Origin of the sequence: Enterovibrio gelatinilyticus, assembly GCF_028683095.1 — a bacterium.
Lineage (GTDB): Bacteria > Pseudomonadota > Gammaproteobacteria > Enterobacterales > Vibrionaceae > Enterovibrio > Enterovibrio gelatinilyticus.
Window position 1 is genome coordinate 1 of sequence record NZ_JAJUBC010000085.1, and the last position, 1,112, is coordinate 1,112.

Consider the following 1,112-nt stretch of genomic DNA (forward strand, 5'->3'; position numbering starts at 1 on the left):
TTCGTTTGACGTTAGCTGCAGAAGAAGCACCGGCTAACTCCGTGCCAGCAGCCGCGGTAATACGGAGGGTGCGAGCGTTAATCGGAATTACTGGGCGTAAAGCGCATGCAGGCGGTTTGTTAAGCAAGATGTGAAAGCCCCGGGCTCAACCTGGGAACCGCATTTTGAACTGGCAGGCTAGAGTCTTGTAGAGGGGGGTAGAATTTCAGGTGTAGCGGTGAAATGCGTAGAGATCTGAAGGAATACCGGTGGCGAAGGCGGCCCCCTGGACAAAGACTGACGCTCAGATGCGAAAGCGTGGGGAGCAAACAGGATTAGATACCCTGGTAGTCCACGCTGTAAACGATGTCTACTTGGAGGTTGTGACCTAGAGTCGTGGCTTTCGGAGCTAACGCGTTAAGTAGACCGCCTGGGGAGTACGGTCGCAAGATTAAAACTCAAATGAATTGACGGGGGCCCGCACAAGCGGTGGAGCATGTGGTTTAATTCGATGCAACGCGAAGAACCTTACCTACTCTTGACATCCAGAGAAGCCGGAAGAGATTCTGGTGTGCCTTCGGGAGCTCTGAGACAGGTGCTGCATGGCTGTCGTCAGCTCGTGTTGTGAAATGTTGGGTTAAGTCCCGCAACGAGCGCAACCCTTATCCTTGTTTGCCAGCGAGTCATGTCGGGAACTCCAGGGAGACTGCCGGTGATAAACCGGAGGAAGGTGGGGACGACGTCAAGTCATCATGGCCCTTACGAGTAGGGCTACACACGTGCTACAATGGCATATACAGAGGGCAGCGAGGCCGCGAGGTGGAGCGAATCCCAGAAAGTATGTCGTAGTCCGGATCGGAGTCTGCAACTCGACTCCGTGAAGTCGGAATCGCTAGTAATCGTAGATCAGAATGCTACGGTGAATACGTTCCCGGGCCTTGTACACACCGCCCGTCACACCATGGGAGTGGGCTGCACCAGAAGTAGATAGCTTAACCTTCGGGAGGGCGTTTACCACGGTGTGGTTCATGACTGGGGTGAAGTCGTAACAAGGTAGCCCTAGGGGAACCTGGGGCTGGATCACCTCCTTAACGATACTATCGATGCCAGTGTCCACACAAATTGTATAGGTT

The 1,112-nt window shown here is 54.0% G+C and carries 1 rRNA gene; it reads left to right on the top strand.

What is annotated here, in order from left to right:
- Nucleotides 1–1,070, top strand: a 16S ribosomal RNA gene (locus LRP50_RS25290); the annotation flags it as partial.
- Nucleotides 1,071–1,112 lie beyond the last annotated feature (42 nt).